25 protein-coding genes are annotated in these 25,521 nt (G+C 58.7%); 13 read left to right on the top strand and 12 right to left on the bottom strand.

Features of this window, described 5'->3' with window-relative positions; translation table 11 throughout:
* Positions 1-59 precede the first annotated feature (59 nt).
* Positions 60-803: a MurR/RpiR family transcriptional regulator gene (locus GO007_RS23900; RefSeq protein WP_095104315.1), complete on the bottom strand. Its 744-nt coding sequence runs from the start codon at positions 801-803 to the stop codon at positions 60-62.
* Positions 804-1,065: 262 nt separating this feature from the next.
* Here GO007_RS23900 and GO007_RS23895 point away from each other — a divergent pair, with 262 nt between their 5' ends.
* The 3 genes from GO007_RS23895 (at position 1,066) to celB (ending at position 4,142) form a co-directional block, all read left to right on the top strand.
* Positions 1,066-1,374 (top strand): PTS sugar transporter subunit IIB, encoded by a 309-nt coding sequence (locus GO007_RS23895; RefSeq protein ID WP_095104313.1) that lies wholly within the window; start codon positions 1,066-1,068, stop codon positions 1,372-1,374.
* 81 nt (positions 1,375-1,455) lie between these two features.
* The gene (locus tag GO007_RS23890; RefSeq protein ID WP_095104312.1) at positions 1,456-2,763 is read left to right on the top strand and encodes a 6-phospho-beta-glucosidase; all 1,308 of its coding nucleotides are present in this window, start codon (positions 1,456-1,458) and stop codon (positions 2,761-2,763) included.
* Between the two features lie 26 nt (positions 2,764-2,789).
* Entirely contained in the window at positions 2,790-4,142 is a 1,353-nt protein-coding gene (gene celB, locus GO007_RS23885) for a PTS cellobiose transporter subunit IIC (protein WP_095104311.1), read from the top strand.
* An 80-nt stretch (positions 4,143-4,222) separates the two neighbouring features.
* Here the strand turns inward: celB and treC are convergent, their stop codons facing one another.
* From treC to treR, 3 genes are all read right to left on the bottom strand, one after another.
* Complete coding sequence (gene treC / locus GO007_RS23880; RefSeq protein WP_095104309.1) at positions 4,223-5,878, bottom strand: alpha,alpha-phosphotrehalase; 1,656 nt, start codon at positions 5,876-5,878, stop codon at positions 4,223-4,225.
* Positions 5,879-5,933: 55 nt separating this feature from the next.
* A complete protein-coding gene (gene treB / locus GO007_RS23875) occupies positions 5,934-7,352 on the bottom strand; it encodes a PTS trehalose transporter subunit IIBC (RefSeq protein ID WP_095104306.1) in 1,419 nt (472 codons plus the stop codon).
* A 129-nt stretch (positions 7,353-7,481) separates the two neighbouring features.
* Entirely contained in the window at positions 7,482-8,429 is a 948-nt protein-coding gene (treR, locus tag GO007_RS23870; protein WP_095104305.1) for a trehalose operon repressor TreR, read from the bottom strand.
* Positions 8,430-8,875: 446 nt separating this feature from the next.
* Here treR and GO007_RS23865 point away from each other — a divergent pair, with 446 nt between their 5' ends.
* From GO007_RS23865 to GO007_RS23840, 7 genes are all read left to right on the top strand, one after another.
* Complete coding sequence (locus tag GO007_RS23865) at positions 8,876-10,594, top strand: IlvD/Edd family dehydratase (RefSeq protein ID WP_095104303.1); 1,719 nt, start codon at positions 8,876-8,878, stop codon at positions 10,592-10,594.
* 17 nt (positions 10,595-10,611) lie between these two features.
* Positions 10,612-11,304, top strand: coding sequence for an RraA family protein (locus tag GO007_RS23860; RefSeq protein ID WP_095104301.1), 693 nt, complete (start codon positions 10,612-10,614; stop codon positions 11,302-11,304).
* Positions 11,305-11,393: 89 nt separating this feature from the next.
* A complete protein-coding gene (locus GO007_RS23855) occupies positions 11,394-12,731 on the top strand; it encodes an MFS transporter (RefSeq protein WP_095104300.1) in 1,338 nt (445 codons plus the stop codon).
* Complete coding sequence (locus GO007_RS23850; RefSeq protein ID WP_095104299.1) at positions 12,728-13,480, top strand: IclR family transcriptional regulator; 753 nt, start codon at positions 12,728-12,730, stop codon at positions 13,478-13,480. Before GO007_RS23855 ends, GO007_RS23850 begins: the two co-directional genes overlap by 4 nt.
* A gap of 139 nt (positions 13,481-13,619) precedes the next feature.
* A complete protein-coding gene (mgtL, locus tag GO007_RS29615; protein ID WP_220432789.1) occupies positions 13,620-13,673 on the top strand; it encodes a mgtA regulatory leader peptide MgtL in 54 nt (17 codons plus the stop codon).
* Positions 13,674-13,816: 143 nt separating this feature from the next.
* Positions 13,817-16,525, top strand: coding sequence for a magnesium-translocating P-type ATPase (gene mgtA, locus GO007_RS23845; RefSeq protein ID WP_095104297.1), 2,709 nt, complete (start codon positions 13,817-13,819; stop codon positions 16,523-16,525).
* 157 nt (positions 16,526-16,682) lie between these two features.
* On the top strand, positions 16,683-19,076 hold the full coding sequence (locus tag GO007_RS23840; RefSeq protein WP_095104296.1) for a beta-N-acetylhexosaminidase: 2,394 nt from the start codon (positions 16,683-16,685) through the stop codon (positions 19,074-19,076).
* A 71-nt stretch (positions 19,077-19,147) separates the two neighbouring features.
* On the opposite strand, the gene GO007_RS23835 is transcribed toward GO007_RS23840, so the two are convergent.
* Entirely contained in the window at positions 19,148-20,008 is an 861-nt protein-coding gene (locus tag GO007_RS23835; protein ID WP_095104294.1) for an aldo/keto reductase family oxidoreductase, read from the bottom strand.
* A gap of 95 nt (positions 20,009-20,103) precedes the next feature.
* On the opposite strand from GO007_RS23835, the gene GO007_RS23830 reads away from it, so the two are divergent.
* A complete protein-coding gene (locus tag GO007_RS23830) occupies positions 20,104-21,012 on the top strand; it encodes a LysR substrate-binding domain-containing protein (RefSeq protein ID WP_095104293.1) in 909 nt (302 codons plus the stop codon).
* 48 nt (positions 21,013-21,060) lie between these two features.
* On the opposite strand, the gene ridA is transcribed toward GO007_RS23830, so the two are convergent.
* From ridA to GO007_RS23805, 5 genes are all read right to left on the bottom strand, one after another.
* A complete protein-coding gene (ridA, locus tag GO007_RS23825) occupies positions 21,061-21,447 on the bottom strand; it encodes a 2-iminobutanoate/2-iminopropanoate deaminase (RefSeq protein WP_076946998.1) in 387 nt (128 codons plus the stop codon).
* A 158-nt stretch (positions 21,448-21,605) separates the two neighbouring features.
* Positions 21,606-22,067, bottom strand: coding sequence for an aspartate carbamoyltransferase regulatory subunit (gene pyrI, locus GO007_RS23820; RefSeq protein WP_095104291.1), 462 nt, complete (start codon positions 22,065-22,067; stop codon positions 21,606-21,608).
* A 12-nt stretch (positions 22,068-22,079) separates the two neighbouring features.
* Positions 22,080-23,015 carry an aspartate carbamoyltransferase gene (gene pyrB, locus GO007_RS23815; RefSeq protein ID WP_095104289.1) on the bottom strand — a complete coding sequence of 312 codons (936 nt, stop codon included), beginning with the start codon at positions 23,013-23,015 and terminating at the stop codon, positions 22,080-22,082.
* Positions 23,016-23,017: 2 nt separating this feature from the next.
* Positions 23,018-23,077 (bottom strand): pyrBI operon leader peptide, encoded by a 60-nt coding sequence (locus GO007_RS29425; protein WP_112150686.1) that lies wholly within the window; start codon positions 23,075-23,077, stop codon positions 23,018-23,020.
* Entirely contained in the window at positions 23,052-23,156 is a 105-nt protein-coding gene (locus GO007_RS23805; protein ID WP_080773194.1) for a pyrBI operon leader peptide, read from the bottom strand. Before GO007_RS23805 ends, GO007_RS29425 begins: the two co-directional genes overlap by 26 nt.
* Before the next feature lie 194 nt (positions 23,157-23,350).
* Between GO007_RS23805 and GO007_RS23800 the strand changes: the two genes are divergently transcribed.
* Positions 23,351-23,803: a NanQ anomerase/TabA/YiaL family protein gene (locus GO007_RS23800; protein WP_095104287.1), complete on the top strand. Its 453-nt coding sequence runs from the start codon at positions 23,351-23,353 to the stop codon at positions 23,801-23,803.
* A gap of 101 nt (positions 23,804-23,904) precedes the next feature.
* Here GO007_RS23800 and argF read toward each other — a convergent pair whose 3' ends face one another.
* The gene (gene argF / locus GO007_RS23795) at positions 23,905-24,909 is read right to left on the bottom strand and encodes an ornithine carbamoyltransferase (protein ID WP_095104285.1); all 1,005 of its coding nucleotides are present in this window, start codon (positions 24,907-24,909) and stop codon (positions 23,905-23,907) included.
* Complete coding sequence (argL, locus tag GO007_RS29750) at positions 24,879-24,974, bottom strand: putative translational regulatory protein ArgL (protein ID WP_223261819.1); 96 nt, start codon at positions 24,972-24,974, stop codon at positions 24,879-24,881. Before argL ends, argF begins: the two co-directional genes overlap by 31 nt.
* 98 nt (positions 24,975-25,072) lie before the next feature.
* Between argL and rraB the strand changes: the two genes are divergently transcribed.
* A complete protein-coding gene (gene rraB, locus GO007_RS23790) occupies positions 25,073-25,498 on the top strand; it encodes a ribonuclease E inhibitor RraB (RefSeq protein WP_095104283.1) in 426 nt (141 codons plus the stop codon).
* Positions 25,499-25,521 lie beyond the last annotated feature (23 nt).

The raw sequence follows: 25,521 nt of genomic DNA, 5'->3' as shown, positions 1-25,521 counted from the left end.
TTAAAAAACAAGCATAAAAATGCCCGGATGCCGCCCGCGCAGGCGGCGGGCATCGCGGCTCAGGCAATCAGCGTATCGTTAAGGAGATCGACCAGCAGCAGCAGGGCGTAGCGGGCCAGCTGCGGGCTATCGGGGAGCGGGATAATCCCGGCGGCCATGTTGGCCAGCGCGTGGTTTTCCGGCGTCAGGGCGATGATGGTCACCCCCTGGGTTCGCGCCTGCAGGGTCGCGCTTTGCAAAATATTGTCCGCGCCGGCGGTGACCAGCACCAGCAGCAGGTGGTCGTTGCTCAGCGTCGAGGCCGTCATGCGCATCAGGGCGCTGTCCTGGCACAGGTTGATGGCGATACCGGAGGGCAGCAGCTGGTGCTGCAGCAGCGTGGCCAGCGCGACATCCTGGGCGCCGAGCGCGAAGCAGTGCACGGCGCGCGCGGTCAGCAGGCGAGATTTGAGCTTTTCGACCGCCGCCTCCGAGGTCTGCGCCAGCTGTCGGGTAAGCGTATCGCCAAGATAGCTCAGCCTGTCGCGCCAGGCGGCGGGCAGGGCGTGGCTGTTTGGGCTCACCCAGCTGGTCCGGCGCTCGCTGGCCTGCGCCAGCTGCTTGCGCAGATCGCGAATATCCTCGCAGCCAACGGAGCGGGCGAAGCGGGTGATGGTGGCCGGACTGACGCCGGCGCTGGCGGCCAGTTCATCGATGGACGCGCTGGCGGTAAAGCTCAAATTTTCCAGAATAAACGCCGCAACCCGCGACTCCTGGGTGCTAAAGCGCACCAGCCCTTGCTGCAACTGACCTACGATATCCATCCTGACCGTCCCTTTCTCCAGAACATCATGTTGAAAATATTTTTCACTTACCGCCTGTGCCTATTTATAGCATCAGCCCAAGGTATTTCCTATGGTTTCGCCGTTAATCGGGCAAACGGCGTGAGCAATAATGATCAAAAATTACGTTTCGATCACATCGGTGAAAATTATTTTCATATAGCCTTCACTTTCACACAATCTTAACAATATATTCGCTGAGGCCCTAACGGGCGAGGTTATAAATCCATCTGGGGGAGAGGTCATGCAACGAATCGTTCTGTGCTGTGCAGCAGGTATGTCGACCAGCATGCTGGTGACGAAGATGAAAGCCGAGGCGCAGCAGCGCGCGCTGTCGCTGGATATCTACGCGGTGGCGGTGGCGGAATTTGAGCGCGAGCTGGCCAACGCCGACGTGATCCTGCTGGGACCGCAGGTGAAATATGAGGCCGGACGCCTGAGCGCGCTGGCCGCTCCGCACGGAAAAGCGGTCGCGGTGATCGATATGGCCGACTACGGCATGATGCGCGGCGCGGCGGTGCTTGATAAGGCGCTCGCGCTGCTTAATCCCTGATTTTTTTCTCTTATATCCCGGAACCATCACGCGCGCTCACGTCGACCGCGCGCGGCTTTCTGCATGCCGAAAGAGGTCTCTATGCAAGCACTAAAAATTGCCGTCATTGGCGGCGGCAGTAGCTATACGCCGGAGCTTATTGAAGGAATTATCGTTCGTTATGAACAGCTTCCGGTAACGGAGCTGGCGCTGGTTGACGTTGAATCAGGCAGGGAGAAGGTGGAAATTATCGCCGCGCTGACGCGCCGGATGCTCACCCGCAAGGGGCTGGAGCACGTCATAGTCAGCGTCCATTTTGCGCTGGACGAGGCGATCCGCGGGGCCAGCTTCGTGCTGACCCAGCTGCGCGTCGGGCAGTTGGCGGCGCGGGCCAGCGACGAGCGTCTCGGGCTGAAGTATAACCTGCTGGGCCAGGAAACCACCGGCGTGGGCGGATTCGCCAAAGCGCTGCGCACGATCCCGGCGATCCTTGAGGTGGCGCGCAAGGTTGAGCAGCTGGCGCCGCAGGCGTTTATCCTCAACTTCACCAACCCGGCCGGGATTGTCACCGAGGCGGTGAGCCGCTACAGCAAGGCGAAGATTATCGGCCTGTGCAACGTGCCGATTAATATGCAGCACATGATTACCGGCATGCTGGGCGCGAAAGAAGAAGAGGTTAACCTGCGCTTTGCCGGGCTCAACCATATGGTATGGGTGCATAAAGTGATGCAGGGGCGCGAAGACGTCACCCGTAAGGTGATCGACATGCTGTGCGATGGCAAAGCGCTATCGATGAACAATATTAAAGAGCTGCCGTGGCCGGCGCCGTTCCTGCGCGCGCTGAACGCGATTCCCTGCCCCTATCACCGCTACTTCTGGCTGACGCCGGCGATGCTGGCGGAGGAGATCGCCGCGGCAAAAACCAAAGGCACCCGCGCCGAGCAGGTGATGAAGGTCGAGCAGGAGCTGTTCGAGCTGTACGCCAATCCGGCCCTCGATGAGAAGCCGGAGCAGCTCAGCTTCCGCGGCGGCGCTTACTACTCGGAAGTGGCCGTGGAGTTAATCAACGCGATTCATAACAATCTCGGCAAAGAGATGGTGGTGAATACCCGCAACAACGGGGCGATTCACGGCCTGGACGATGATGCGGTGGTGGAAACCAACAGCATTATTGATGCCCAGGGCGCCCGCCCGCTGACCTTTGGCGCGCTGCCTCCGGCGATGAACGGCCTGACGCAGCAGGTGAAGGCCTTTGAGCGGCTGACCATTGAAGCCGCGGTACACGGCTGTCGCGATAGCGCGCTGCTGGCGCTGGTGACCAACCCGCTGGTGGGCAACGTCACCGACGCGCAGGCGCTGCTGGACGAAGTCTTAACCATCAACCGTCAATGGCTGACGCAATTTAACTGACCGTTATTTCCTTTGGGGATCGTCTCATGTCGAACACTACGTGGATTGAACGTTACGTCATGCCCGCGGCGCTGAAAATCGCCGGGCAAAAGCACGTCCTGTCGGTGCGCGACGGCATTATTTTGAACATGCCGTTTATGCTGATTGGTTCATTTTTCCTGATTTTCGCCTATCTGCCCATTCCCGGCTATGCCGATATGATGAGCGGTCTGTTCGGCGACGTCTGGCGCGATAAAATGCTTTATCCGGTTAAAGCGACCTACGACATTATGGCGCTGATATCGAGCTTCGGGATTGCCTACCGGCTGGCGGAGAAGTACCGCACGCTTGACCCGCTCACCGCCGGGGCCATGTCGCTGGTCGCGTTCGTGATGACGATCCCGCAAAGTACGCTGTTTACGCCGGTGCACGGCGCGGCGGAAGTGGTCAAAGGGGTGATCCCGGTCGGGCTGGTGGGCAGCCAGGGGCTGTTTGTCGCCATCGTTATTTCGCTGTTATCTACCGAGATTTATCGCTTTGTCGCCGGCCGCAACCTGGTGATCCGCATGCCGGACGGGGTGCCGCCGGCGGTGGCGAAATCGTTCCTCGCGCTGATCCCCGGATTCTGCGTGCTGGCGGTGGTGCTGGCGCTGCGCCTGATCGTCGAAGCTTCGCCATTCGGCGACATTAACAGCATGATCGCCACCATTATCGGCATTCCGATGCACCACGTCGGTGGTACGCTGCCGGGGATGATCTTCTCGGTTATCCTGATCGGCATTCTGTGGACGCTGGGGCTGCACGGCGATGCCATCGTGCTGGTGTTTATTCAGCCGGTGTGGCTGTCGAATATGTCGGAAAACCTCACCGCGTTCCAGAACGGCCAGCCGATCCCGCATATCATTACGCAGCAGTTTTACGATCTGTGGATTGCTCCCGGCGGTACCGGGGCGCTGCTGGGGCTGGTGCTCTTTATGTTGTTCAGAAGCCGTAGCCAGCAGATGAAGCAGCTGGGGAAAATCGCCGCGCCCGGCGCGCTGTTTAATATCAGCGAGCCGATGGTGTTCGGTATTCCGCTGGTGATGAACCCCTATTTTTTCCTGCCGTTTATTTTGACGCCGGTTCTGCTGGTAATTGTCTCCTATACCGCGATGGCGACCGGGTTGGTCGCTCCGCCGGCGGGGATTGCGCTGCCGTTTACCACGCCGATTTTTATTAGCGGCTATCTGGCAACGGGCGGGCATATTTCCGGGACCATTCTGCAGGTGGTGAACCTGACGATTTCGCTGGTGGTTTACTATCCGTTCTTCCGGGCGTGGGATCGCCTGAAGGCGAAAGAGGAGCACGCCTCGACGCGCCAGGAGGCCGGCAGCGCGCTGTCAACGGCCGACAGAGCCTGACGACAAAGGCGGCGCGCTGCGCCAGCCCGGGCTACCGTAACGTAGCCCGGCTAAGCGCAGCGCGAGACCGGGCGTCGCTCTTACGCCTGCAGCCACCACACGGCTTCAAACGGACGCAGGGTCATGGCCGCCGGGCGATTAGCCGCTTCCGCGTAGTTGCTCATCAATACCTGCCAGTCGCCCTCCATCTCATCCGGCTGCCAGTTCTGGAATTCACGACTCAGGTTGGCCACTACCACCAGCGTTTGCCCCTGCCACTGCCGGCGATAGCACCACAGAGACGGATGCTCCGCGCAAAGATCGAGATAGTCGCCCCAGGTCAGCACCGGCGTGGTTTTGCGCAACGCGATCAGCTGCTGATAGGCATAAAACACCGAATCAGGATCGGCCAGCGCCGCCTCGGCGTTGATATCGCGGTAGTTATCGCACAGCGCAATCCACGGTTCGCCCTCGCTGAAGCCGCCGTTCTCGCGGCCGTTCCACTGCATCGGCGTCCGGCTGTTGTCGCGGGATTTACTGGCCAGAATCGCCAGCAGCTCGTCGGGCGCCTGCCCCTGTGCCGAACGCTCAATAAACATGTTGTGGCTTTCCACGTCGCGATAGTCGCTGATACGCGAGAAGTGCGGATTGGTCATGCCAATCTCTTCCCCCTGGTAGATATAGGGGGTGCCCTGCATACCGTGCAGCACCATCGCCAGCATTTTGGCCGCCGGAACCCGGTATTCGCCCTCGTCGCCGAAGCGCGAAACGATGCGCGGCTGATCGTGGTTACACCAGAACAGGGCGTTCCACGCCCGATTGTGCATCCCCTGCTGCCAGTGGCTGAACAGCGCCTTCAGCGCCACGTAGTCAGGACGCGCGAGGCTCCATTTTTCGCCCCCGGGATAATCCACCTTCAGGTGATGGAAGTTAAAGGTCATTGACAGCTCGCGGCCGTCCTGCGCCGCGTACTGCTGGCAGTGTTCCAGGGTGGTGGAGGACATTTCCCCGACCGTCATCAGATTGCGCGGGGTGAAGACGTCGCGGCTCATCTCCTGCAGGAATTCGTGCACGCGCGGGCCGTCGGTATAAAAACGGCGGCCATCGCCCTCGGCGTCGGACGGGAAGGACTGGTCTTTGGAGATCAGGTTGACCACGTCGAGGCGCAGGCCGTCAACGCCGCGATCGGCCCAGAATTCGCAGACCTTTTTTAGCTCCGCGCGCACGGCCGGGTTTTCCCAGTTGAGGTCCGCCTGCTCGGCGGCGAACAGGTGCAGATAGTACTGGCCGCTTTCGGCGTGCCACTGCCAGGCGTTGCCGCCGAACTTCGAGCGCCAGTTGTTCGGCGGGGTGGTGGGCTCGCCGTCGCGCCAGATATAAAACTGGCGGTACGGGCTCTCTCTGTTTAACGACTCGCGGAACCAGGCGTGGGCGGTCGAGGTATGGTTGAAGACCATATCCAGCACGATACGGATGCCGCGCGCTTTAGCCTGCGCCACCAGTTCGTCAAAATCAGCCAGCGTGCCGTAGGCCGGATCGATGGCGGTATAGTTCGCCACATCGTAACCGTTATCCACCTGCGGCGAGACGTAGAACGGGGTCAGCCAGATGGCGTCCACGCCGAGCTTGCGCAGGTAGTCGAGCCGCGCGGTGACCCCACGCAGATCGCCGGTACCGCTGCCGGTCGTATCCTGGAAACTCTTCGGATAGATTTGATAAATAACGCCGTTTTGCCACCAGAGGGGAAGGGTATTCATAGTGCTTTCCTGCTACAACGAGGGGGCGCTTTCGCGCCCCGGAAGGAAGATAAAGTCAGACAATCTGCAAGGTGCCCTGGCGGAATTTGCGCTGGTACACGAAGGTCGTGAGAACAATCGGCACGACGACGGCGATAGCCATTGCCAGGCCGTAAACCTGCCAGTAGGTCGGCTGGATGGAGAGGATGCCCGGCAGGCCGCCGACGCCGATCCCGTTCGCCATCACGCCGTTCAGGCCGCACAGCAGCCCGGCGAGGCCGGAGCCGATCATGGCGCAGAGCATCGGGAAGCGGTACTTGAGGTTGATCCCGTACATCGCCGGCTCGGTGACGCCAAGATAGGCGGAGATGGCCGCAGGGACGGAGATTTCACGCTCATTCTGCTTGCGGCTGGCGATAATGATGCCGACCACTGCCGAGGCCTGGGCAATGTTGGAGAGCGCAATCAGCGGCCACACCGGCGTACCGCCCATGCTCTGAATCATCTGCATATCGATAGCCAGCGTGGTCTGATGGACGCCGGTGATCACCAGCGGCGCATACAGGAAGCCGAACAGCGCGGCGCCAATCGGCGCGAAGCTACCGGTCATCAGGTGGCGCACCGCAAAGGCCACGCCGTCGCCGATCATGCGGCCGAACGGGCCGATAAAGGCGTGAGCAAGGAACACCGCCAGGATCAGGGAGCACACCGGCACTATTACCAGGTAGAGGTAGTCAGGCACGATGCGCTTCATGCGCGTTTCGATAAAGCCCAGCGCCAGGCCCGCCAGCAGCGCCGGGATCACCTGCGCCTGATAGCCCACTTTAGCGATGGTAAACAGGCCGAAGTTCCATACTTCCGGTACCTGCTGGCCGAGCATATAGGCGTTCATCAGCTGGGGAGAAACCAGCGTGACGCCCAGCACGATGCCGAGGATCGGCGTGCCGCCCATTTTCTTCACCGCTGACCAGCAGATGCCGACCGGCAGATAGAAGAAGATGGCTTCGCCAATCAGCCACAGAAAGTCATAAATCGTTTTCAGCGACGGGTGCATTTGCGCCAGCGTCTGACCGTTGCTCATCGGCAGATCGCCGATCACGTTACGGAAGCCGAGGATCAGGCCGCCGCTGATCAGCGCCGGCAGCAGCGGGAAGAAGATCTCGGCAAAGTGCGAAATCAGCTGCTCGTGCCACTTCATGTTCTGCCGCGCGGCCTGTTTGGCCTGCTCTTTATCAGCAGATGCCTGGCCGGTGGTAGCCAGCAGCGCCTTGTAGTAATCGTCCACGTCCGTGCCAATTACGACCTGGAACTGCCCGGCGTTGGTAAAGCAGCCCTTCACCATGCGCAGCTGCTCAATTTCTTTCGGTTTGGCGATGGCCGGATTATTCAGCACAAAGCGCAGACGGGTAATACAGTGGCTGACGGTGGCGATGTTGTCGCGCCCGCCCACCAGTTCGATTAATTTATCGATGTCCTGCTGATTTACTTTACTCATTGTGAGGCCTCAAAACAGAGGGAAGAGATTGCGTAATGACCTGAGACGAATCCTAACCGCTCCGCTTCGTTTGCAAAATGGGAACGTTCCCGAAACGCAACCACGATCACATAAATCCTGCCGGCGGGACTAAATCAGCGCCGCGGGAATGACGATTTGACGGGGGTTGGCGTTGCCGGCGATCTGCTCGATCAGCTGCCGCGCCGCCTGGCGTCCGGCCTCGGCGTAGCCCGGATCGACGGTGATAATTTCCGGGTGCAGGAACTTCAGCAGCGGCGTGCTGCCGACGCTGGCGATCTGCAGGCCTTCAATGCGCTGTTCCTGCAAATACTTGCTGGCGCCTAGGGCGAGGGTATCGGTGGCGCAAAGCAGGGCGCTGCTGTCGGGGTTGAGGACGCTGGCGACGTTTTCATAACCCTGCTTCATGGCCAGGCCCGGCAGCGCGGCGGTAGGGGAGAGCCGGTGCTGCTGGCAGAAATCGAGATAGGCCTGATGACGGCGCTGGCCGGTGGTGACGTCGCTGTGCGGCACCCCGAGGAAGCTGATATGACGATGGCCGCGATCGTAGAGACGCTGCATCAGCATCCTGACCGCGCCGTCGTCGTCGTAGCAGACCGAGGCAAAGCCCGGCGCGTCGCGGGCCAGCAGCACCAGGGTTTCGCGCCACGGCGTGAGCATCTCTTCGGTAATGCCGGTAAAGCCGAATAGCACCACGCCGTCGATGTGGCGGCGGGCGAGGATCCTGAGGTGCTCGCTAACCAGCGCCGGGGAGAACTGGCTTTCCATCATAATCGGATCGTAACCCTGCTCGTAAAAAGCGGGCAGCATCGTCTGCACGGCGAGGTTTTCTGAAAGCGAGTCCAGACGGGTGACGATAATCGCCACCACCTTGTCGCTCTGGCCGCGCATCGCGCGCGCGGAGCGGGAGGGGGAGAAGCCGTACTGCTGCATTACCGCTTCCACCCGCTCGCGGGTGCGCTCGTTAACGCCGCTTTCGTTGTTGAGCACGCGCGATACCGTCGATTTCCCGACGCCGCTTAAGCGCGCGATATCTTTGATGGTCAGCCGGTTTTGCATGCAGGATTCTCGCGGTGGTCCGATTAAATTGAGCCTAATGCTACTCAACCAAACCGCAATGAGCAAAGTCTGGTTTACGTCCGGCAGCCGATCCGCTGACCGTTTGCGCGGCTTATCGCGGCAGGCGTGGCGCCAGGCCGCCGCGGCTATTCCGATACAGATCACATTTTCGCGATTTATTCGCGGGAATTTAACTTTTATATATGAAACCAGAAAAAAGCAACCTAACTATATAGCACTGATATTAAATAATATTTTAGCCATCAATAGCGGTGGATGATTTTTGACTTTTACCCGTAAAAGCGTGGGGCGAGCGGGGGCGAAGATTTTATTTACTCACTCACAAACGGCGGCTTTCGCCCGTATCCTGCCGCGAATTGACGGGATCGCCACATCAATTACACTGCCGCTAACTCTCACCTTTTCTGGAAAATGAGCGCAACGTAATGAAAAAATATCGTAGCCAGACGTGGTTTGGACGCAAGGATAAATCAGGGTTTATTGCCAGAAGCTGGTTAAAAAATCAGGGGCTGCCCAATGATATTTTTGATGGTCGCCCGGTTATCGGGATTTGTAATACCTGGTCTGAATTAACCCCCTGCAACGCGCATCTGCGCGATCTTGCCGAGCAGGTCAAAATGGGCGTTCTCGAGGCGGGCGGCGTGGCTTTTGAATTCCCGGTGATGTCGCTCGGCGAAGCGCTAATGAAGCCGACGACCATGCTGTTCCGCAACCTTGCCAGCATGGATGTTGAAGAGTCGATTCGTGGGAATCCCATTGACGGCGTGGTGCTGCTCACCAACTGCGACAAAACGACGCCATCCTGCCTGATGGGAGCGGCCAGCGTTGATTTACCGACGCTGGTGGTGAGCGGCGGACCGATGCTCAATGGCAAATATCGCGGGGCGGATATCGGTTCCGGCACCGATTTGTGGAAGTTTAGCGAGGATTTACGTGCGGGCCTCATGAGCCAGGCCGAGTTTGACGAGGTGGAAAACGCGATGTCGCGTAGCCCCGGCGCCTGCAATACGATGGGCACCGCGTCCACCCTCTCCTGCATGGTTGAGGCGCTGGGCATGTCGCTGCCGGGTTCTGCCGCCATTCCCGCCGTTGATGCCGCGCGCAGGCGGGTCTCCCGTCTGTCCGGTCGCCGTATTGTCGAGATGGTGAAAGAGGATCTGCGCATGTCGCAGATCCTGACCCGCGAGGCTTTCCAGAACGCCATCGTCGTCAATGCGGCAATCGGCGGCTCAACCAACTTTATCCTGCACCTTCTGGCGCTTGCCGGGCGCATCGAAGTGCCGCTGACGCTGGAGGATTTTGATCGGTTTAGCCAGAACGTTCCGCTGCTGGCGAATCTGAAACCATCGGGAGAATTTCTGATGGAGGATTTCTACTACGCGGGCGGCGTTCCGGCGGTTATCGGCCAGCTTACCGACAAGCTGCATACGCAGGTGCTGCAGTGCAACGGCAAAACGCTGGAGGAGAACTACCGCGAGGCGGCGATTTTGAACCAGCGGGTTATCGCATCGCGGCAAAACGCGCTGCTCGATGACGCCGGAACGATTGTGCTGAAGGGCAACCTTTGCGCCGACGGCGCGGTGATAAAGCCTTCGGCCGCTACGCCGGCGCTGCTCAACCACACCGCGCGGGCGGTCGTTTTTGAGAACATTGAAGATTATAACCAGCGCATTAATGACCCGGATCTGGACGTACGGCCCGACGATATTCTGGTGCTGAAGGGCGTGGGGCCAAAGGGATATCCGGGCATGCCGGAAGTCGGCAACTTTGGCCTGCCGCTGAAGATCCTGCAGCAGGGCGTGCGCGATATGGTGCGTATCTCGGACGGGCGCATGTCGGGCACCGCATTTGGCACGATTGTCCTGCACGTCAGCCCGGAATCGACCATCGGCGGGACCCTGGCGGTGGTGGAGAACGGCGACATGATTGAGCTGAACTGCCGCGAGCGCCGGCTGACGCTGCACGTCAGCGAGAGCGAACTGAGCAAGCGTAAAGAAAACCGACCGCAGGAATATCCTGATTATCCCCGCGGCTACGCCAGCCTTTATATCCAGACGGTGCAGCAGGCGCACACCGGCGCCGACCTGAACTTTTTACCGGGTAAGTCAGGTAGTGACATTAAACGTGAACCCCATCCTGAATAATACACAGAGGAAATTTTATGCGCCACTCCTGGTCAGATGATGAAACGTTATTTGCATTAGCAAAAGAAAAGCTCTTTGTTGCATTAGTGGGGGATATTCTGGATTCAATGGGATTGCTTCATCAGTTTTTATCGCCGCAGTTAAAACCGATTGATGCCAATATGGTTATTATTGGCCGGGCGATGCCGGTACTCGAAGCTGATTATTTCCAGCAAAGCGCTCCAGGCCATAATACGCTCAGCGAAAAGCCGTTCGGCTTAATGTTTCACGCGCTGGACGATCTGCAAAAGAATGAAGTTTATATTTGTGCGGGCGGCTCGCTACGCTATGCGCAATGGGGCGGGCTAATGTCGACCCGCGCCATGCAGTGCGGGGCGGCTGGAGCCGTTATTCATGGCTACCATCGGGACAGCCATGAAATTTTGGACCTCGGTTTCCCGGTGGCCTCCTTTGGCAGCTACGCGCAGGATCAGGGACCGCGCGGCAAGGTGGTCGACTGGCGCGTGCCTGTTGAACTGGACGGCGTGCGCGTTGCGCCTGGCGATGTGATTTTTGGCGATCGCGACGGCGTGCTGGTGATCCCGGCGGAGGCCGTGGACGAAGCCTTCCACGGGGCCTTTGAAAAGGCCAAAGGCGAAAATGAAGTGCTGCACGCGCTGAGAACAGGAATGAGTACCGTCGAGGCTTTTGATAAGTTCGGTATTATGTAAGCGTTATTCTATTGCTCTCCGGGTTTTTATTCTGCCATCACGCTTATGTATCGACATCATTATTTGATGAACTAATTAAGGATGCAATTATGTGTTCTGCAGACCGTCGTATTGAAAGAACGACGATAAATAAAATTTCACTGAAAATAATACCGATCATGGTGATGCTCTACGTTATTGCCTATATCGATCGGCAGAATATAGGCTTCGCAAAACTTCATATGGCGGAAAGCCTGTCGTTGAGCGAAACCGCCTATGGTCTTGGCGCATCGTTATTCTTTATCGGCTACTTATTATTTGAAGTTCCAGGCAATATCATGCTGCATAAAGTTGGCGCCCGCTTATGGTTTGCCAGGATTATGCTGACGTGGGGCGCGATTACGGTTTTAATGGCTTTTACCACCAGCGCCAGCATGTTTTACGTTTTACGCTTTTGCCTCGGCGCCGCCGAGGCGGGGCTGTATCCCGGCCTGCTTTATTACATGACCCGCTGGTTTCCTTTGGCGTACCGTCCCCGGGTGGTGGGCTATCTGATTATGGCCAGCCTGGCGGCGAATCTGATCGGGGCTCCGATTAATGGCGCGCTATTAAGCATTCACGGCATATTGAATCTTGAAGGCTGGCAGTGGATTTTCATTGGCACCGGGCTGCCGGCGCTGCTGTTTATTATTCCGGTCCTTTTTTGGCTGCCCGATACGCCGGAAAAGGCCCGTTTTATGACCGCGGAGGAAAAAGCCTGGCTTGGGGCGATGCTGCAGCAGGAACAGAGCCGGGATCGGGATCGCCAGGTGAGCGGCGTGTTGAAAACGTTGAAAGATGCGCGGGTGCTGCTGCTGGCGCTGGTGCTGGGCTTTATTTCCTTCGGCGCCTATGGTCTGAGCTACTGGATGCCAACCATTGTCAAAGGGTTTGGCGTATCCGATATGACCAACGGGCTGATCAACATGATCCCCTGGCTGATGGCGATGCTGCTGCTCTGGTGGATGACGCGCAATCCGGAGCGGACCTCCGATCCGGTGAAAAATATTGCCTTGCCGATGCTGGTGGCCGCTATTTTCCTTGCCGGCAGCGCGTTGTTTATCGCCACGCCCTGGCTGAGTTTTTTATGCATAACCTTGGTGATTATGGCTATATTTTCAATTCAGCCCTGCTTCTGGACCCTGACGCGATTTTTAGGCGGCTCGGCGGCAGCGGCCGGATTAGCGGCGATAAACTCGCTGGCTAACCTCGGCGGTTTCTTTGCGCAAAATACCGTTCCGGCGGTACGCGATCTGACGGGGAGCGTCAGCGCTCCGATGTACTATTTAGGCGGGTGTATGGCCATCGGCTGCGTGGTGACGCTATTGACGATTCGCTATCTGCACCGGCGCAGCGACGATCGCGATCCCCTGTCCCCTACCGATGCGCCACAGAAAGGAGCGTTATGACCGATTATCGTGCCCCGGCGTTAAGCCGGGGTTTACGCGTACTGGAATATTTGTCGGCGTCGGGCGTCCCTATGACGATGGGGGAGATTAGCCTGGCGCTCAGCCTCTCCTTTAACCATCTGTTCCGGATTATTCAGTGCCTGGAAGAGGAGGGGTACCTCAAACAGGATGCCCGGCGCTATTACCATCTGACCGATAAACTCAGCCTTACCGGCCAGTATCGCTATATCGAGCAGCTGGCGCAGTCGGAACGCTGCCAGCAGCTGATGAAAGACTTCACCTGGCGCACCAATCAGCCCTGCCACCTCGCCGGGCTGCGGGACGATCGGGTGGTGGTTATCGCCCATCGTCATCCGGACTTCACCCCGGCGATTAGCGCCAGAGAAGGGGCGCTACTGCATACCATCCGCTCAAGCTCATCGCTGGTGCTTCTGGCCTTCGCCAGCGACCAGGATAGCTGGCGTTTGATCCGTCATTACGCGCTGGATACGGCGTTACGCGGGGAGATGGTCGAGCAGCTCTCGCGCATAAAATCCCAGGGGTTTGCTGAAATCCCGCACGATCGCATTATTGGGCTGACGTCGGCCTCGTGGCCCGTTTTCGGGCCTGATAGCTACGCCCATGCGGTGATTACCTGCCCGTGGTTCGATCAGCTGCCGGGAGATTATGAAGAGACAAAACAGGCCTTAGGCGAAATGGCGGAGGCGCTGGGCGATGCGCTTGCGGCGCTAATGCGTTCGCGATGCTGAACGCGTGATAAAAAGGCCTGAACGGCTGCGCGTATACGTTTGGTTTAGTTACGCGGGGTTACCATAGCCATAATTGCCACAAATAGATCGCTGGCCGCGGTATAATCCGCGCCGTTTTTACTCACTTACCGGAGATTTTATGGACCCCGATCCCACTCCTCATCCTCGATGGAGTTATACCCCTTTCCGGTAAGCCTGCTTAGCACTGCTTTACCGGAAGCGTAAAGCAGTGACGTCCTTGATGTCCCTGCCATAAAAAAATAATGCCTGACAGGTATGGTTTTACCGTGCCCGTCGATTTGCTGCGTTCGCCGTGCGAGCGCGGAGGGACTGTTTATGCTGAAAAATTTTACCCGGCAGCTGTTTACGCAGCTTAGCCGCCATTTGCCACGCCGCCTGGTGCAGCGCGATCCGCTGCCCGATGCCCGCAATCTGGCCAGCGCGCCTATCCCGGACTCGTTGGGCAAGCGCTGTCTGAACGTGGCGGCAATGGATGAAAACGAAATCTGGCGCGCCTTCGACAGCCACCCGGAAGGGCTCAACGCCGCCGAGGTGGCGCAGAAAATTGCGGCGCACGGCGACAACCAAATCCCCGCCCAGCAGCCTTCGCCGTGGTGGGTACATCTGTGGACCTGCTATCGCAACCCCTTCAACCTGCTGCTGACCGTGCTGGGCGTCGTCTCCTATTCCACGGAGGATCTGTTCGCCGCGGGCGTGATTGCGCTGATGGTCGGGATCTCCACGCTGCTCAACTTTATTCAGGAAGCCCGCTCCACCAAAGCGGCGGATGCGCTGAAAGCGATGGTGAGCAACACCGCCACGGTGCTGCGGGTGGTCAACGAGCAGGGCGAAAGCCGCTGGTGCGAGCTGCCTATCGATCGGCTGGTGCCGGGGGATATCGTTAAGCTCTCGGCGGGAGATATGATCCCGGCAGACCTGCGCATCCTCCAGGCGCGCGATCTTTTTGTCGCCCAGGCGTCGCTGACCGGCGAATCGCTGCCGGTGGAAAAAGTGGCCCGCACCCGCGATGCGCTGCAGGCCAACCCGCTGGAGTGCGACACCCTGTGCTTTATGGGGACCAACGTGGTGAGCGGAACGGCGCAGGCGATCGTGTTCGCTACCGGCGGCGGCACCTGGTTCGGCCAGCTGGCCGGGCGGGTGAGCGAGCAGGAGAGCGAACCCAACGCCTTCCAGAAAGGCATCAGCCGCGTCAGCATGCTGCTGATTCGCTTTATGCTGGTGATGGCGCCGGTGGTGCTGCTGATTAACGGCTTTACCAAAGGCGACTGGTGGGAAGCGGCGCTGTTCGCCCTGTCGGTGGCGGTTGGCCTGACGCCGGAAATGCTGCCGATGATCGTCACCTCGACTCTGGCGCGCGGGGCGGTGAAGCTGTCGAAACAGAAAGTTATCGTCAAACACCTCGACGCAATCCAGAACTTTGGCGCGATGGATATCCTGTGTACCGATAAAACCGGCACCCTGACCCAGGATAAAATCGTGCTGGAAAACCATACCGACGTGTCCGGTAAGGTGAGCGAGCTGGTGCTGAACTCCGCCTGGCTTAACAGCCACTACCAGACCGGGCTGAAAAATCTGCTGGATACGGCGGTGCTGGAAGGCGTGGAGCTGGATGCCGCTCGCCAGCTTGCCGAGCGCTGGCAGAAAGTGGACGAGATCCCGTTCGACTTTGAGCGCCGCCGGATGTCGGTGGTGGTGAGCGAGCAGGAAGGCGTCCATCAGCTTATCTGTAAAGGCGCGCTGCAGGAGATCCTCAACGTCTCGACCCAGGTTCGCTACAACGGTGAAATCGTGCCGCTGGACGAGACCATGCTGCGCCGTATCCGCCGCGTCACCGACACCCTCAATCGCCAGGGGCTGCGCGTGGTGGCGGTGGCTACCCGCTATCTGCCGGCGCGGGAAGGGGACTATCAGCGGGCCGATGAGTCGGATCTGATCCTCGAAGGTTATATCGCGTTTCTCGATCCGCCGAAAGAGACTACCGCCCCGGCGCTGAAAGCGCTGAAGGCCAGCGGCATTACCGTCAAAATCCTCACCGGCGATAGCGAGCTGGTGGCGGCGAAGGTGTGCCATGAGGTGGGCCTCGACGCGGGAGAGGTAGTTATTGGGAGCCAGATTGAAGCGCTCAGCGATGATGAGCTGGCGGCGCTGGCTAAACGAACCACCCTGTTTGCGCGCCTGGCGCCGCTGCATAAAGAGCGCATCGTGACGCTGCTCAAACGCGAGGGGCACGTGGTGGGCTTTATGGGCGACGGGATTAACGACGCCCCGGCGCTGCGCGCGGCGGACATCGGTATTTCCGTTGACGGAGCGGTGGATATCGCCCGCGAGGCGGCGGATATCATCCTGCTGGAAAAGAGCCTGATGGTGCTGGAAGAGGGGGTGATCGAAGGGCGCCGCACTTTTGCCAACATGCTCAAGTACATCAAAATGACCGCCAGCTCGAACTTCGGTAACGTCTTCAGCGTGCTGGTGGCGAGCGCATTTCTGCCGTTCCTGCCGATGCTGCCGCTGCATCTGCTGATCCAGAACCTGCTGTACGATGTATCCCAGGTGGCGATCCCGTTTGATAACGTTGACGACGAGCAGATCCGTAAACCGCAGCGCTGGAATCCGGCCGAGCTGGGACGCTTTATGGTCTTCTTCGGCCCGATAAGCTCAATCTTCGATATCCTCACCTTCTGCCTGATGTGGTGGGTGTTCCACGCCAACGTGCCGGAAGCGCAGACGCTGTTCCAGTCTGGCTGGTTTATTGAAGGGCTGCTGTCGCAAACGCTGATTGTGCATATGATCCGTACCCGCCGTATTCCGTTTGTTCAGAGCCGCGCCGCGTGGCCGCTGTTTGCGATGACCCTGGTGGTGATGGTGGTCGGCATCGCGCTGCCGTTCTCGCCGCTGGCGGGCTATTTGCAGCTGCAGGCGCTGCCGCTGAGCTACTTCCCGTGGCTGATTGCGATTCTGGCGGGCTACATGACGCTGACCCAGATGGTCAAAGGTTTCTACAGCCGTCGCTACGGCTGGCAGTAACCCTGACTTCCTCCGCCCCTCTCCCGCTCAGGGAGAGGGCATTTATCTTAAACTTCATCAAGTTGTGAAGCGCGTCATTACATTTCCTTGACGCTATTTTTCGCGCGTGTTAACCAAATGTTTTGCTTTTTTTGGCCCGTCATCAAAAGGAAAACTCATGCTTAACACCGTGCGCTATGGCCTGCTTACCAGCGGATTAATTCTCAGCGGCCTGGCCTGCGCCGCACCGGCGGGCGACCTGCCGCTTATGCCCTGGCCGGCTCACGTCGAGCGCCCGCAGGCGCAGGGCGCGCTGGTGCTGAATAATCAGCTGACGCTAAACGTCAGCGGCGACGATTTGGGGGATGCCGCCGGCCGCTGGCGGGAGCGCATCGCCCGCCAGACCGGCTGGACTCTGCAGCCGCAAATGACCGCCGCGAAAACGCCGACTATTGCGGTGGTGATTGCCAAAAAGGTCCCGGCCATTCCGCGCCCCGACAGCGATGAAAGCTACCAGCTGAAGGTGACCGCCGAGGGCGTGACCCTCAAGGCGAACACCCGTTTCGGCGCCCTGCGCGGGATGGAAACCCTGCTCCAGCTGATACAGAACGGCGCGGAGAATACCGCCATTCCTTACGTCACGATCGACGATGCGCCGCGCTTCCCGTGGCGCGGGCTGCTGCTGGACTCCGCGCGCCACTTTATGCCGCTGGAGGCCATTAAGCGGCAGATCGACGGCATGGCGGCCGCCAAGCTCAACGTCTTCCACTGGCACCTGACCGACGATCAGGGCTGGCGCTTTGCCTCCACGCGCTACCCGAAGCTACAGCAGCAGGCCAGCGACGGGCTGTTCTACACTCAGGCGCAGATGAAAGAGATCGTGCGCTACGCGACGGATCGCGGCATCCGCGTGGTGCCGGAAATCGATATGCCGGGACACGCCTCGGCCATTGCGGTGGCCTATCCGGAGCTGATGAGCGCGCCGGGCCCCTATCAAATGGAGCGCCACTGGGGCGTGCTTAAGCCGGTGCTCGACCCGACCAAAGAGGCCACTTACGCCTTTGCCGAGGCGATGATCGGCGAGCTGGCGGCGATCTTCCCCGACCCTTATCTGCATATTGGCGGGGATGAGGTGGACGACAGCCAGTGGCAGGCGAACCCGGCGATCCAGAAATTTATGCGCGATAAGGGGCTGGCGGACAGCCACGCGCTGCAGGCGTACTTCAACCGCAGGCTGGAGGCGATCCTCGAAAAACATCGTCGCCAGATGGTGGGCTGGGACGAAATCTATCACCCCGATCTGCTGAAAAGCATTTTGATCCAGTCGTGGCAGGGGCAGGATGCGCTGGGGGAGGTGGCGAAGCACGGCTATCGCGGGATCCTCTCTACCGGATTTTATCTCGATCAGCCGCAGTACACCGCCTATCACTACCGCAATGAAATCGTGCCGCAGGGGCTGAACGGCGTCGATACCATTACCGATAACGACAGCGCCCAAAGCTGGAGCTTCGTGATGCCGCGGCTCAAGGGGAGCGCGGTGGAAGGCAGCTTCACGCTGGTAAAAGGGGAGAGCGGCTGGCGCGGGTTTATTGATTTTAAAGGAAAATCTCGACGGGCGGTGCAGGATATCGCATGGCTGAATGATAACCAGATAACCTTTAGCGTCGATACCTGGATGGGGGAAACCCGGCCGGTGCTGACCGTCAACGACGATAAGCTTGGCGGCTACTTCCTGCTGGGCAACGTCCGCTATCCGGTGAGCGGGCAGCGGCTGGACGATGTGCCCGAGGGGAGCCAGCCGGTGGTTCCCGATGGCGAACAGCAGAAGAACCTGCTCGGCGGCGAAGCGGCGCTGTGGGCGGAAAACGTGGCGGCGCCGGTGCTGGATATTAAGCTGTGGCCGCGAACCTTCGCGGTTGCCGAGCGCCTGTGGTCGGCGCAGGATGTCAAAGACAGCGACAATATGTACCAGCGTCTGCAGGCGATGGACGGCTGGTCAACGGTCTCGGTCGGCCTGCAGCAGCACGGCCAGCAGCTGGTGCAGTTCACCCGGCTGGCAAACGGCGGCAGCACCCTGGCGCTGCAGATCCTCGCCCAGGCCATCGAGCCGGCGCACTATTACACCCGCCAGCATCTGAAATTCCAGGCCAACAACTATCATCAGTTCGAGCCGCTGAACCGGCTGGCCGACGCGCTGCCGGCGGAGAGCGACACCGTGCGCAGCCTTAACCGCTGGGCCGAAAGGCTGATTAGCGATGCGGAAGATAACGAAAGCGCGGACGCGCTGCGTCACGTCTTTACCCGCTGGCAAAATAATACCGCCGATGCGCTGGCGCTAACTGAAAGCAGCTATCAGCTGGCGGCGATCGGCCCGGTGGTGCAGCAGGTTGATAAGCTGGCGACGCTGGGGATGCGCCTGACGGACCTGGTGGCTCGCCAGGGAACGCTGGATGATAAGGAGTATGCGTCGGTGCAGGCGCAGCTGGATGAGGCGGCGAAAACGCAGGATGAGCTGGTGATTGCGGCGGTCTATCCGCTGGAGAAACTGCTGCGGGCGACGAAGGTCGAGTAGGGGAGATATGCCAGTGCCGGCATTAAGGGCCGGCATGGTAGCAGAGTACGCTTTCCGTAGAGCCCGGCAGCTTAGCCAGCGATCCCGTTCAGCTTTTCCATCACTTCATCGGACAGTGCAATTTGCGCGCTTGCCAGGTTCTCCTGCAAATGCTGCGGCGATGACGTGCCGGGGATCAGCAGAATATTGGGCGAGCGCTTGAGCAGCCAGGCGAGGGCGACCTGCATGGGCGTTGCCTGTAATTCGCTGGCGACGTCATCGAGCAGCGCGGACTGCAGCGGCGAGAAACCGCCAAGCGGGAAGAACGGCACGTAGGCGATGCCCTGCGCGGCCAGGCTATCGACCAGCTCGTCGTCCTGGCGGTTGGCAAGGTTATACATATTCTGAACGCAGACAATCGGCGTCATCTTTTGCGCATCGGCGATCTGTTTGGCGGTCACGTTACTCAGGCCAATATGACGGATTAATCCGCGCTCTTTCAGCTGAATCAGCGTTTCCAGCTCTTTTTCCAGCGAGCCTTCCTTCGGCGTATGGACGTCATGCATGCTGCGCAGATTCACCACCTGCATGGCGTCCAGCCCCAGATTCTGTAAGTTCTCTTCTACCGCGCGGGTCAGCTCCTGCGGGCTGAAGGCCGGGAGCCACCCGCCTTTTTCATCCCGCCGTGCGCCAACTTTAGTGACGATGCTCAGGTCGTCGGAATAGGGATGTAGCGCTTTTTTAATCAGCCGGTTGGTCTCATGCGGGCCGTAAAAATCGCTGGTATCAATGTGGTTAACGCCGGAGGCGACGGCGTCACGAAGAACCTGAATTGCCCGCGCTTCATCCTTCACCGGGCCAAAAACGCCCGGACCTGCCAGCTGCATTGCGCCATAGCCTAAACGGTTAACTTCGCGGTCGCCGAGGCGGTAAGTCATTGTGGGTTTTGACATGGTGCTCTCCTGTATGAGTGTGTTTCGATTGTATCGGTGAATGCGCTGTGCAACTATCCGGCTAAATAAGAACAACCTGTACGAGGTGGCGCACAGTGTCGATGGATATTGGTTTGCTGCATGCGGTAGTCGAAGTGGCGAAGGCCGGGGGATTTCGCGAGGCCGCAAGGATCACCGGCAGCAGCGCGTCGCGGCTAAGCGATGCGGTGCGTCGTGCGGAGGAGCAGCTCGGTATCAGGCTGTTTCATCGAACCACGCGCACCGTGGTGTTGACCGAGGCCGGCAGGGCGCTGATTGAGCGCCTGCTTCCGGCCATGAACGAAGTGGACGCCGCGCTGGATTCGCTCAATCGCTATCGTAATACTCCCGGCGGCACGCTGCGGCTGAACGTGCCGGTCAGCGCCGCGCGGCTGGTATTGCCCTCTCTGGTGCCGGAGTTTATCCGCCGTTATCCCAATATTCAGCTGGAGATCGTCGCCGAAAGTAACGTCCAGGATGTGTTTCGTGACGGCTGCGATGCCGGCATTCGCTATGACGAGCGGCTCGAACAGGATGTGATTGCCCTTCCTATCGGCCCGCGCCGCCAGCGCTTTGCCACTGCCGCTGCCCCGGCGTATTTAAGCCAGCATGGCAGACCAACGCATCCGCGCGATTTGATGCGCCATCAATGTATACGCGGCCGTTACGCCACGGGCGTCATGCCGGCGTGGGAGTTTGAGCGTGAGGGAGAGAGCTACAGCGTACAGGTGAATGGCCCGCTGGTGGTGAGCGTCGGTAGCGCAGTCGACCTGGCGGTCGAGTCCGCGATTGCCGGTATTGGCGTTATCTATCTGTTCGAAGAGTGGCTGCGGCCCGCTATCGCCAGCGGCCAGCTCGAGGCAATACTACAGCCGTGGTGGCTGTCGTTCTCCGGGCCCTATCTTTACTACAACGATCGTCGCCTGATCCCCGTGCCCCTGCAGGCGTTTATTGATTTTGTGCGCGAGATGAATGCGTCGTCATGAGATGAATCGCCGAAGATAGCCCTCTCCGCAGCGGAGAGGGCCGAACAATCAGCGACGAATCGCGATAGCTTCAATCTCAATCTTCACGTCTTTCGGCAGACGCGCAACTTCGACGCAGGAGCGTGCCGGGAAGGTCGCATCATGTTCGGTGAAAAACGCTTCATAAGCGGCGTTCACGGTGGCGAAGTCGTTCAGGTCTTTGACGAATACGGTGGTTTTAACGATATCGCCCACTTTCAGGCCTGCTGCTTCAACGATAGCCTTTACGTTGTCCAGAGACTGGCGCGCCTGAGCGGCAACATCTTCCGGTACGCTACCCGTTTTAGGATCAACCGGGATCTGGCCGGAAGTGATGATCATGCTACCCAGATCAACACCCTGAACGTACGGGCCGATAGCTGCGGGTGCATTTTCCGTCGCGATAGTTTTAGACATGAGTTCTCCTGAATAACAGCTTAATTAAGAAGTGACGCGAAATCCTTCGGGTTGCATCGACGCGGCAGGGGGCGAGTCGCCGTCAAGGAAGCAGCTTGAAGGATAGCGCGTAAGGACCCGGCCATTATAGGGAGCCGGGTTGCCAATACCAACCTCAATTAGTCGGCCAGAACCACATAATGTGAAAACTCTTTTTCACAATATTTGCACTTCAGAGCGATGTCGTTTTCGCGTTTTTTCACCGCAAAACTGGATGAAACGGGCTCTGCGTGGCTGATACAGTTGCTGTTCGGGCACACCAGCACGTTGTTAATCCGATCCGGCAGGTTAGGCCGCGACTTGCCGACCACTTCGTAATCGTCGATACGGTTGACCGTCGCAAGCGGGGCGTACAGCGACAGCTGGTTGACCTGCTCGTCGGTGAGGAAGGTGTTCTCGATTTTTATCAGATCCTTGCGGCCCATTTCGCCCGATGGCAGGTTCAGGCCAATGGTGATGCGCTGGTCGGTTTCGGTCAGCTTGAACAGCGTCAGCAGCTTAAAGCCCACCTGCGCGGGGATGTGGTCGATGACGGTGCCACGCTTAATGGCTTCTACCTGCAGTTTATTATCATGTGTCATGGTCGTTTCCCCTTACAGAGCCAGCTCGCTAGTCAGTACCAGTGCCAGTAACGCCTGGCGTGCGAAGATGCCGTTGCCGGCCTGCTGGAAGTACCAGGCGTGCGGCGTTTTATCAACATCGGTGGTGATTTCGTCAATGCGCGGCAGCGGGTGCAGCACTTTCATATTGTCGCGGGCGCCTTCCAGATCGGCGGCGCGCAGCACAAACTGCGCCTTCACGTTGGCATATTCCGACGGGTCGAGGCGCTCTTTCTGTACGCGGGTCATATACAGAATATCGACCTCCTCCATGACCTCATCAATGGCGCTATGTACGCTCCAGGCAATCCCTTTTTCATCAAGCATATCGAGGATGTACTGCGGCATGGCCAGCGCGTCAGGGGCGATAAAGTAGAAGCGGTTGCCGTTAAATTTCGCCAGCGCCTGGGTCAGGGAGTGCACTGTGCGGCCGTATTTAAGGTCGCCGACCATCGCCACGTTAAGGTTTTCCAGGCGGCCCTGGGTTTCCTGGATGGTGAACAGATCCAGCAGGGTTTGCGTCGGGTGCTGATTGGCGCCGTCGCCGGCGTTGAGCACCGGAATTCCGCCGGAGAATTCGGTTGCCAGCCGCGACGCGCCTTCCTGCGGATGACGCATCACGATGGCGTCAACGTAGGTGCTGATGACCGAAATGGTGTCGGCGAGGGTTTCGCCTTTTTTGCCCAACGAGGTGTTGCTGCTGTCGGAGAAGCCTACCACGCTGGCGCCGAGGCGATGCATTGAGGTTTCGAACGACAGTCGGGTGCGGGTGGAGGCTTCAAAGAAACAGCTGGCGATAACCTTGTGCTTCAGCAGTTCCGGCTGCGGGCGCGCTTTCAGCTTTGCAGCGGTCGCCAGGACCAGTTCAAGGTCTTCGCGGCTGAGATCGTTTATGGAAATGATATGTTTTTGATATAGCGGGTTAGCCATGTTTATCTCCTGACGCCTGGGCAAAAAAAAAGCCCCTTAAATAAGGGGCTTCGAGAATTCATTGAGCAACGGAAAGAAAAACGCTACGCCAGCGCCTGTTTTCAGACGCGGTAAGACAGAATGTCGTACGCAATAGACCATGCTTCCTCCCGGCAAATCGACCGGCATTATACGCAGCTCAAATTTCGGATCAAGCGATTAGTCCACAAACAGGTAAACGTTTGCTTCGATAACGCCGCGTCAGCGCAAAAAAGCGTTAAAAAGTGGTGGTATGGCAGTCGCAAGGGGCGTATAAAAATCAGAAATGAAAAGCTGTTTTATATTTGAGGGTTATTATGATCGTCGGGAACATTTATCATCTGCAGGCCTGGCTACCGGAACCGCTGCGCCAGGCTATCGAATATGTTAAGGCTCACGTCAGCGAGGAGACGCCGCTCGGTAAGCATGATATTGACGGCAACAATCTGTTTTATCTGATTTCGCAGGACACTACCGAAGCGCTCAGCGAGCGCCGCGCCGAGTATCACGCGCGCTACCTGGATATCCAGATTGTGCTGCAGGGCGAGGAGGGGATGACCTTCAGCACCCGGCCCGCCGGGACGCCGGATATCGACTGGCTGGCGGATAAAGACATTGCGTTCCTCGCCGCCGGCGAGCAGGAGAAAACCATGATTCTCAGCGCGGGAGATTTTGTGGTGTTTTATCCGGGGGAGGTGCATAAGCCGCTGTGTGCGGTGGGCTCGCCCGCCAAAGTGCGCAAAGCGGTGGTGAAGATGCTGATGGGCTAAGCGCCGTCAATCCCCGGTCGTGCTGCACTTACCGGGGCGACGGGCCGGTGCGGTAGCCCGGATAAGGCGCTGCGCGCCGCCTCCGGGAAATCCCCGCCGGGTTATTTACTCAAGGTTGCGACCATCACCGCCTTGATGGTATGCATGCGGTTTTCGGCCTGATCGAAGACGATGCTCGCCGCAGATTCAAACACCTCGTCGGTGACCTCCATGCCGCCGTGCAGGCCGAACTCGGCGGCCATCTGCTTGCCAAGCGCGGTTTGATCGTCGTGGAACGCCGGCAGGCAGTGGAGGAACTTCACCTGCGGATTGCCGGTCAGCGCCATCATGCTGCTGTTCACCTGATAGTCACGCAGCTGGGCGATACGCTCGGCCCACTTCTCTTTGGCTTCGCCCATCGATACCCAAACGTCGGTGTAGATAAAGTCCGCGCCCTTCACGCCGGCGGCGATATCTTCGGTCAGGGTTATGTTGCCGCCGTTCTTTTGCGCCAGCGCTTTGCACTCGGCCACCAGGCTCTCTTCCGGCCAGCAGGCCGACGGCGCGACGAGACGCAGATCCAGTCCGGTAAGTGCCGCCGCTTCGAGCATCGAATTGCCCATGTTATTACGCGCGTCGCCGGCATACGCGAGGGTCATTTCGTTGAACGCTTTCCCCGGCAGATGTTCCTGCATGGTCAGCAGATCCGCCAGCAGCTGGGTAGGGTGAAATTCGTTGGTCAGGCCGTTCCACACCGGCACGCCGGCGTATTGGGCGAGGGTTTCAACCACTTCCTGGCCGTGGCCGCGATACTGAATACCGTCATACATCCGGCCCAGCACGCGGGCGGTATCTTTAATTGACTCTTTATGGCCGATCTGGCTGCCGCTTGGCCCGAGGTAGGTTACGCGCGCGCCCTGATCGAATGCGGCAACTTCGAAAGAGCATCGTGTGCGGGTAGAGTCTTTTTCGAAGATGAGCGCGATGTTTTTGCCGGCGAGATGCTGGATTTCAATACTGTTTTTTTTATCGGTTTTGAGTCTGGTCGCCAGCTTGAGCAGGGCCGTGATTTCTGCAGGTGTAAAATCAAGCAACTTCAAAAAATGCTTCTGATAAAACGTGGACATGTTTCCCTCGCATGGTTTAAACCACTTATTGAATTAAAATTCACTTTATATGTATGAATATTCATTTGCAACCCCGCAACACAAATCTTTCGCACAAAGGTGGAGGCAATCACGGCGGTATGTGACAATAGAAGTAACTGCCGCACATTAAGAGGAACGAGCCATGGCAAACCCGGAACTACTGGAAGAACAGCGTGAAGAAACGCGTCTGATTATTGAAGAGCTGCTCGAAGACGGCAGCGATCCGGACGCGCTGTACACCATCGAGCATCATCTCTCCGCCGACGACTTCGAAACGCTGGAAAAAGTTGCGGTAGAAGCCTTCAAGTTGGGTTATGAAGTGACCGAGCCGGAAGAGCTGGAAGTCGAAGAAGGCGAAACCGTTATTTGCTGCGACATCCTGAGCGAGAGCGCGCTGAAGGTTGAGCTGATTGACGCCCAGGTTGAACAGCTGCTGACGCTGGCAGAAAAGTTTGGCGTGGAGTATGACGGTTGGGGCACCTACTTCGAAGACCCTAACGGTGAAGATGGCGACGAAGACGATGACGAAGATTTCGTCGATGAAGACGACGACGGCGTACGTCACTAAGCCGCTGATGGATACGGCGGTAT

Source organism: Klebsiella sp. 10-1, assembly GCF_009758445.1.
Lineage (GTDB): Bacteria > Pseudomonadota > Gammaproteobacteria > Enterobacterales > Enterobacteriaceae > Klebsiella > Klebsiella scottii.
Note: the sequence above shows the minus strand (reverse complement) of the source record. Positions and strands in the feature narration are given on the sequence as shown.